Origin of the sequence: Spirillospora albida (assembly GCF_000718255.1) — a bacterium.
Lineage (GTDB): Bacteria > Actinomycetota > Actinomycetes > Streptosporangiales > Streptosporangiaceae > Spirillospora > Spirillospora albida.
Genome location: NZ_JOFJ01000072.1, coordinates 1 through 527, shown reverse-complemented (window position 1 = coordinate 527; position 527 = coordinate 1). Strand labels below are relative to the sequence as shown.

1 protein-coding gene is annotated in these 527 nt (G+C 65.3%); it reads right to left on the bottom strand.

Translation table 11 applies throughout. From position 1 onward, the window contains the following. Window positions 1–14: 14 nt before the first annotated feature. On the bottom strand, window positions 15–527 hold a 513-nt coding region (locus tag IE99_RS33535; protein ID WP_281176599.1), incomplete at its 5' end, for a flagellin.

The following is a 527-nucleotide window of genomic DNA, read 5'->3' as shown; positions in this document are numbered from 1 at the left end:
GTTGCGGTACGAGTTCATCGCCGCGATGTTCTGATTGATACGCAGACCCATGATTCTTCCTCCTTGATACGGGTCCCAGTGGCCATCCATGGCCGGTACGCGCTCCCCATCGGCAGGCATCCACGGGCCATGAGGACGATCCGCGATTCGGAAGCCGACAGGTTCTCGATCGACACGTTCAGGTTGTTGATCGTGTGCTCGAACCGGTTCTGCGTCGCACCCAGCTGCGCACGCACGTCCGACACCTTCGAGATCGCCGTGTCCAGCTTCTCGATCGCGGCCTGGGAGACGGTGACGTTCTCGGCGATCCGGGCGGCCGCGGTGAGGCCGGCCGGGGTGGAGTCGACCAGCTCGGACTTGATGTCGTCCCCGGTGCCCAGGACGGTGTCCACACCCGGGTCATCGAGGAGGCCCTCACCGGTCAGGTTGCCGACCGTGGCGGTCCGCAGGTCCACCGCGATCCGCTCGTTGGCGTCGTCGCCGTTGGAGCCGACCTGGAAGGTGCCGTTGTAGTTGCCGTCCAGCAG